The organism is Streptomyces sp. WAC05292 (assembly GCF_003949955.1).
GTDB lineage: Bacteria > Actinomycetota > Actinomycetes > Streptomycetales > Streptomycetaceae > Streptomyces > Streptomyces globosus.
In genome coordinates this window covers 1-6,141 of record NZ_RPSE01000376.1, presented here as the reverse complement: position 1 = coordinate 6,141, position 6,141 = coordinate 1, and the positions used below count along the sequence as shown (strand labels likewise).

Genomic DNA, 6,141 nt, shown 5'->3' with positions numbered 1-6,141 from the left:
CGTCGTACGGCGGCGTAACCAGCCCTCCAGCACCGCTCGCTGGGCATCACTGACCGACAACGGCGCAATCTTCGGACCCGGACGACTCATGCCCAACTAACGATGAATCTCCGACTCAGGTCACTAGCAGGGTTTGGCCCGCACCCCGCCGGCCGCCGGGGGCTACGGGGTCAGGCCTGGTAGGAGGCCAGCTCGACGACCGTGATGTCGGACGGGGCTCCGACCCGGACCGGCGGGCCCCACGCGCCCGCGCCGCGCGAGACGTACAGCTGGGTGTCGCCGTAGCGCTCCAGGCCGGCCACGGTCGGGTTCGCGAGGTCGGCCAGGTACTCACCCGGCCAGAGCTGGCCGCCGTGGGTGTGGCCCGACAGCTGGAGGTCGACCCCGTGCCGGACCGCGTCGTGGATCACGACCGGCTGGTGGGCCATCAGGACGGCGGCGCGCCCGCGGTCGCGGTCCCCGAGGGCGGCCCGGAAGTCCGGGCCGGTGCCCTCCCGCTCCCCCTGGACGTCGTTGACGCCCGCGAGGTCGAAGTACGGCAGTGCGCGGCGCGCGTTCTCCAGCGGGGTCACGCCCAGCTCGCGGACGTGGTCGATCCACTGCTGCGCGCCGGAGAAGTACTCGTGGTTGCCGGTGACGAAGAAGGCGCCGTGCCGGGCGCGGAGCCGGGCGAGCGGCTCGGCCGCGGGCCCGAGGTCGGCGACGTCCCCGTCGACGAGGTCGCCGACGATCGCGATCAGGTCGGGCTGGGTGCCGTTGACGGCCTCGACGACGCGGGCGGTGTGCGCCCGGCCGAGGACCGGGCCGATGTGGACGTCGCTGACGACGGCTATCCGGAAGCCGTGCGCCGCGCGGGGCAGTTTCGCCAGCGGCACCCGCACCCGCTTCACGCTCGGCCCGCGCAGCACCCCGTACGTCCCGTACCCGACGGTCCCCGCCGCGGCGGCGGCCGCGGCGCCGGCGAGGGCGCGGGCGACGAACACCCGCCGGCTCAGGCCGGTCTCCCCCGCCCCCGCGTCCGGCTCGGCGGCGGAATCGGCTCCGGCGCCGGCAGCCGGCCCGGCGGCGGGCTGCGCCGGATCCCGCGGGCGCTCCGGGGGCGGCCCGCCCGCCGGAGCGGGCCGCACGGGCGCAGCCGCCGCGGCGGCCGGGGCCCCGGCGGACGCGGGCTGCGGCTCCGGCCGGGGCTCCGACTGCGGCTCGGGCTCCGGCTGCGGCTGCGGCTGCGGCTGCGCGTCCTCGGTCCGGGGCTCCGGCCCCGCGGCCGCGCCGCGCCGGGAGCCGCGCCGCAGCAGGGCCGCGCGCACCGGCTCCGTCACGAGGACGGCGATGCTCAGGTACAGCAGGACGGCCAGCCAGAGGTAACCCGGCCAGGCCACGGCCTGTTGGACCGGGAAGGGCGCCCCGGCGCGCCCCGCGGTGAGGGCGGCCAGGGAGAGGAGCGGCAGGGTGAAGGCGAGCACGGTGCCCGCCCGGCGGGCCGCCCCGCCCGGCCGCGTCGTGTCGCGCACCAGGCGGACCCACAGCCACCGGTGGACCAGCGCCAGCAGCGACAGCACCAGCAGGACGGCCGCGACGGCCAGGGCCGCGCTCATTCCGGCCGCTCCCCGCGCGCCTCGCGCCGCAGGGCGAGCACGCCGCGCAACCCGATCACACCAACGGCCGTCCCCAGGAGAAAGGACGACACCGCCAGGAGAAGGTGTACCCAGAAGTACGCCGTCGGCTCGCCGGCGGCGTCGAAGGCCAGGCCGCTGCCGTTCCTCCACAGGTTCCGGACGAAAGACACCCAGATGAACCAGCTCCACACTCCGAAGGCGAGCAGGAACCAGGAGGCGGCACGGCTGAGTTTCATGCCCCCAGTATCGGTTCGGTCCCCAGGACGGACGCGCCGGGGTGGGCTGTCCCGGCAGTGGTTCGCCCGACTTGGCCGGTCCCCGGTGGCGGGGAGCCGATCGGGATGTACTTTCACCTGCGTGTCTGCAAAGAAGACCGCGCTCGCGGTCCTGTCCGCCGCGCTGCTCGTCCCCTCGCTCCTGACGGTCCCCGCACACGCCTCGCCCCCCGCGCCGCCGGCCGACGGCAAGGGGCAGCCGCAGCGGGCGCCCGCCGCGCCCCCGGAGTCGATGTCCACCGTGGGCGGAGCGCTGCTCGGCAAGCCGGGCGTGCAGGTGAACCCGCTGGCGGGGGCGCCGGCCCTGCCGGCGACGCTCACCGGGCGGTCGTGGATCGTCGCGGACGCCCGCACCGGCGAGGTCCTCGCCGCGAACAACGCGCACTGGCGGCTGCCGCCGGCCTCCACGATGAAGATGCTCTTCGCCGACACCCTGCTGCCGAAGCTCCCCAAGGACCGGGTCCACCGGGTGACCTCGGAGGAGCTGGCGGACGTCGGCTCCGGCTCCAGCCTGGTCGGGGTGAAGGAGGACCTGGAGTACTCGGTGCACGACCTGTGGCTGGGGGTGTTCCTGCGGTCCGGGAACGACGCCGTGCACGTGCTGTCCGCGATGAACGGCGGCATCGAGAAGACCGTCCGGGACATGCAGGCGCACGCCGAGGAGCTCCAGGCCCTCGACACGCACGTGGTCTCGCCCGACGGGTACGACGCCGCGGGGCAGGTGTCGAGCGCGTACGACCTCACCCTCATCGCCCGCTCCGGACTGCAGAAGGCGGACTTCCGCGAGTACTGCGGCACGTCCAGCGCGAGGTTCCCCGGCCGGCAGGACGGCGGGACCCGCGAGTACTTCGAGATCCAGAACACCAACCGGCTGATGACCGGCGCGGGCGGGCTCTCCCCCTACAAGGGCATCGCCGGGGTGAAGAACGGCAACACCACGATGGCCGGCTCGACCTTCACCGGCACGGCCCAGCGCGGCGACCGCCAGCTCCTCGTCACGGTGATGAACCCGTCGGGCGGGCTGAACTCGGTGTACCAGGAGACCGCGGACCTCCTCGACTGGGGCTTCGCCGCGGCCGGCAAGGTCAAGCCGGTCGGCGAGCTGGTCCCGCCGAAGAGCGCGGACACCTCCTCCTTCGGCTCCCCCGCCCAGACCCACGACCGCGAGCCGGCCGCGGCCGGCGGCAAGGAGGGCGGCCGCGGGGCCGCCCTCGCGGTCGCCGCCGGCGCGCTGGCCCTGGTGGCCGGCGGGTCGTACGCCTTCAACCGGCGCTTCCCGGCGGGCCGTCGCCGCCGTCCGGACGACGAGCTGCTGCCGTAGCCGTCCAGGCCGCGCAGAGCAGCAGGAGCTTCGCGGTGAAGTTGATCCACAGCAGGAGGGCGACGGGCACGCCGAAGGCGCCGTACATGCTCTTGGCGGCCACGCCCCGGATGTAGCCGCCGATCAGCAGCTTCAGCAGCTCGAAGCCGACCGCGCCGATCAGCGCCGCCTGGACCAGCGCGCGGCGCGGCGGCTCGACCCCGGGGAGCAGGGTCAGCAGGTACAGCAGGAGCAGGAAGGCGGCGAGGACGCCGACGAGGAACGCGCCGCCGCGCAGCAGCAGTCCGCCCGCGCCGTCCTGCGGGACGCCCAGCGAGGAGCCGGCGCGGCCGACGGCGCTGGAGCCGATGATCGAGGCGGCGGCCGAGGCGAGGACGGCCGCGCCGAGGCCGAGCAGGACGAGCGCGTCCTTGCCCTTGCGGACGACCGGGTTCTCCCCCTCGTCGTCGTCCTTCTCCCACACGGCGCGCAGGCACTCCCGCATGGAGCCGACCCATCCGACGCCGGTGAACAGCAGCAGCGCGCCGGCGACGACGCCGATCGTGGCGGCGTTCGCGACGAGTCCGGGCAGGTCCAGCTGGTCGGAGATGCCGGGGACCTGCTCGGCGAGGCGCTGCTGGAGCTTGTCCAGCTCGTCCTCGCCGAGAGTGGCCGCGCCGATGGCGGCGGCGACGGTGATCAGAGGGAACAGCGCGAGGAAGCTGATGAAGGTGATCGCGGCGGCGAGCCGGCTCCAGTGGACGCGCTCCAGGCGCTGGTACGCGTACCAGGCGGGGGTCTGCATGAGCCGGGCGGCCGCCGGGCCGACCACGGGGAGTTTCGTCAGCCATTCCATACGGTCACCGTAAAGGAGCCGACGGAAATAGCCGCGATTGCCGCTTTCGCGCACTACGGTCGTCGTTTGTGACTTTCCGCCCGGGCCTTCACCCGTTCCCGCGCCTGGTCCTGCGCGCCGTGCTGTTCCGCACCCGTCGCACCCTGCGCCCGCTGCGCCGGGAGGCGCGACGGCGTCAGGACTGCCGGGGGGCCGTGTCGGCCGCCGTCCCGGCCGCCTCGTCGACGGGCGAGCCCGGCTGCGCCGGGACGGCGCCCGCGGCGGCGTTCCCGAAGGGGTACTCGCGCAGTTTGCGCCAGACGCCGTCGGAGCCCTGCTCGTAGAGCGCGAAGCCGGTGCAGTCCCACGCGGCGCGGTAGTCGGCGAGCTCGGCGAAGGCCCGGTCCATGGCCTCGTCGGGGATGCCGTGGGCGACCGTGACGTGCGGGTGGTAGGGGAACGCGAGCTCCCGGTCGAGCGGCCCGGCCGGATCGCGGACGAGGCCCTGGAGGCTGGTGCAGCCCTCGCCGCCCTCCGCGACCCGGACGAAGACGACCGGGGAGAGCGGGCGGAAGGTGCCGGTGCCCTCGAGGCGCATCGGGAAGGTCCCGAAGGTCTCCGCGACCCGCGCGAGGTGGGCCCTGATCCGCGGCAGCCGCTCGGCCTCGACCTCGGTCGGCGGGACCAGGGTGATGTGCGTGGGGATGCCGTGCGCGGCAGCGTCCCCGAAGCCGGCGCGCAGCTGCTGGAGCTGGCTGCCGTACGGCTCCGGGACCGCGATCGAAACGCCGAGCGTTACGGTCCCCACGTATCTCTCCTTGGTCGTCTGCGTCTGCCGGCTGCGTGCTGTGCCGCCCGGCCCCAGTGTGGGGCCAGGGTCCCACGGATGGCCAGGGCCCTTCCGTCCCGCCGGAGGGCCCCGAGGCCCCCGTCAGTGCTTGGCGGGGAGGAATCCGAGCCGGTCGTAGGCCTGGGCGAGGGTCTCGGAGGCGACGGCGCGGGCCTTCTCGGCGCCCTTGGCCAGGATCGCGTCCAACGTCTCGGGGTCGTCCAGGAATTCCTGGGTGCGCGCCCGGAAGGGTGTGACGAAGTCGACCATCACGGCGGCCAGGTCGGTCTTCAGGGCGCCGTAGCCCTTGCCCTCGTAGCGGGCCTCCAGGGCCGGGATCGCCTCCCCCGTGAGGGTGGAGTAGATGGTGAGCAGGTTGCTGACGCCGGGCTTCTTCTCGGCGTCGAAGCGGATCTCGGTGTCCGTGTCGGTCACCGCGCTCTTGATCTTCTTCTCGGTGGCCTTGGGCTCGTCGAGGAGGTTGATCAGGCCCTTGGGCGAGGACGCCGACTTCGACATCTTGATCGCGGGGTCCTGGAGGTCGTAGATCTTGGCGACCTCCTTGACGATGTGCGCGGCGGGGATGGTGAAGGTCCGGCCGAAGCGCTGGTTGAAGCGCTCGGCGAGGTCGCGGGTCAGCTCGATGTGCTGGCGCTGGTCCTCGCCGACCGGGACGGCGTTCGCCTGGTAGAGCAGGATGTCGGCGACCTGGAGGATCGGGTACGTGAACAGGCCGACGCTGGCGTTGTTGACGCCGCCCTTGGCGGACTTGTCCTTGAACTGCGTCATCCGGCTGGCCTCCCCGAAGCCGGTGATGCAGTTCATGACCCAGCCGAGCTGCGCGTGCTCGGGGACGTGGCTCTGGACGAAGAGGGTGCAGCGCTCGGGGTCCAGGCCCGCGGCGAGCAGCTGCGCGGCCGAGAGCCGGGTGTTCGCGCGGAGTTCCTTCGGGTCCTGCGGCATGGTGATCGCGTGCAGGTCGACCACCATGTAGAACGCGTCGTGCGTCTCCTGGAGTGCGACGTACTGGCGGATCGCTCCGAGGTAGTTCCCGAGGTGGAACGAGCCGGAGGTGGGCTGGATGCCGGAGAGCGCGCGGGGACGGTCAGAAGCCATGGGCCCATTCTCTCAGGTGCGGGGGCCGACTCCGGCCGTTCGGCGGCCGGAAGCCGCCGGTCCGGGGCCGGGCCGGGCGGACCCCGGCGGCGCCGGCGCCGGGGGGCCCTGCCGCGGCAGTGCCCGCCCGGCCGCGGGCGGGTGGCCGGATACCGCCCCGGCCGGGCGAC

At 74.1% G+C, this 6,141-nt stretch carries 6 protein-coding genes; 1 reads left to right on the top strand and 5 read right to left on the bottom strand.

Features of this window, described 5'->3' with window-relative positions; all coding sequences use genetic code 11:
- Positions 1-170: 170 nt before the first annotated feature.
- The gene (locus EF903_RS27095) at positions 171-1,595 is read right to left on the bottom strand and encodes a metallophosphoesterase (protein WP_125547508.1); all 1,425 of its coding nucleotides are present in this window, start codon (positions 1,593-1,595) and stop codon (positions 171-173) included.
- On the bottom strand, positions 1,592-1,852 hold the full coding sequence (locus EF903_RS27090) for an SCO4848 family membrane protein (protein WP_114053828.1): 261 nt from the start codon (positions 1,850-1,852) through the stop codon (positions 1,592-1,594). Before EF903_RS27090 ends, EF903_RS27095 begins: the two co-directional genes overlap by 4 nt.
- A gap of 121 nt (positions 1,853-1,973) precedes the next feature.
- Here EF903_RS27090 and EF903_RS27085 point away from each other — a divergent pair, with 121 nt between their 5' ends.
- Entirely contained in the window at positions 1,974-3,212 is a 1,239-nt protein-coding gene (locus EF903_RS27085; protein WP_312845968.1) for a D-alanyl-D-alanine carboxypeptidase, read from the top strand.
- Here EF903_RS27085 and EF903_RS27080 read toward each other — a convergent pair.
- The 3 genes from EF903_RS27080 to trpS form a co-directional block, all read right to left on the bottom strand.
- Positions 3,154-4,047 (bottom strand): YihY/virulence factor BrkB family protein, encoded by an 894-nt coding sequence (locus EF903_RS27080; RefSeq protein WP_125547503.1) that lies wholly within the window; start codon positions 4,045-4,047, stop codon positions 3,154-3,156. The two genes, EF903_RS27085 and EF903_RS27080, sit on opposite strands and share 59 nt — an antisense overlap.
- Before the next feature lie 175 nt (positions 4,048-4,222).
- Positions 4,223-4,834 carry a 2'-5' RNA ligase family protein gene (locus tag EF903_RS27075; protein WP_125547501.1) on the bottom strand — a complete coding sequence of 204 codons (612 nt, stop codon included), beginning with the start codon at positions 4,832-4,834 and terminating at the stop codon, positions 4,223-4,225.
- A gap of 123 nt (positions 4,835-4,957) precedes the next feature.
- A complete protein-coding gene (gene trpS, locus EF903_RS27070) occupies positions 4,958-5,971 on the bottom strand; it encodes a tryptophan--tRNA ligase (protein ID WP_125547499.1) in 1,014 nt (337 codons plus the stop codon).
- Positions 5,972-6,141 lie beyond the last annotated feature (170 nt).

Excerpts from the sequence above, each read along its gene's own strand:
- trpS (WP_125547499.1), bottom strand. The coding sequence starts at position 5,971 with ATGGCTTCTGACCGTCCCCGCGCGCTCTCCGGCATCCAGCCCACCTCC.
- EF903_RS27080 (WP_125547503.1), bottom strand. The coding sequence starts at position 4,047 with ATGGAATGGCTGACGAAACTCCCCGTGGTCGGCCCGGCGGCCGCCCGG.
- EF903_RS27090 (WP_114053828.1), bottom strand. The coding sequence starts at position 1,852 with ATGAAACTCAGCCGTGCCGCCTCCTGGTTCCTGCTCGCCTTCGGAGTG.
- EF903_RS27095 (WP_125547508.1), bottom strand. The coding sequence starts at position 1,595 with ATGAGCGCGGCCCTGGCCGTCGCGGCCGTCCTGCTGGTGCTGTCGCTG.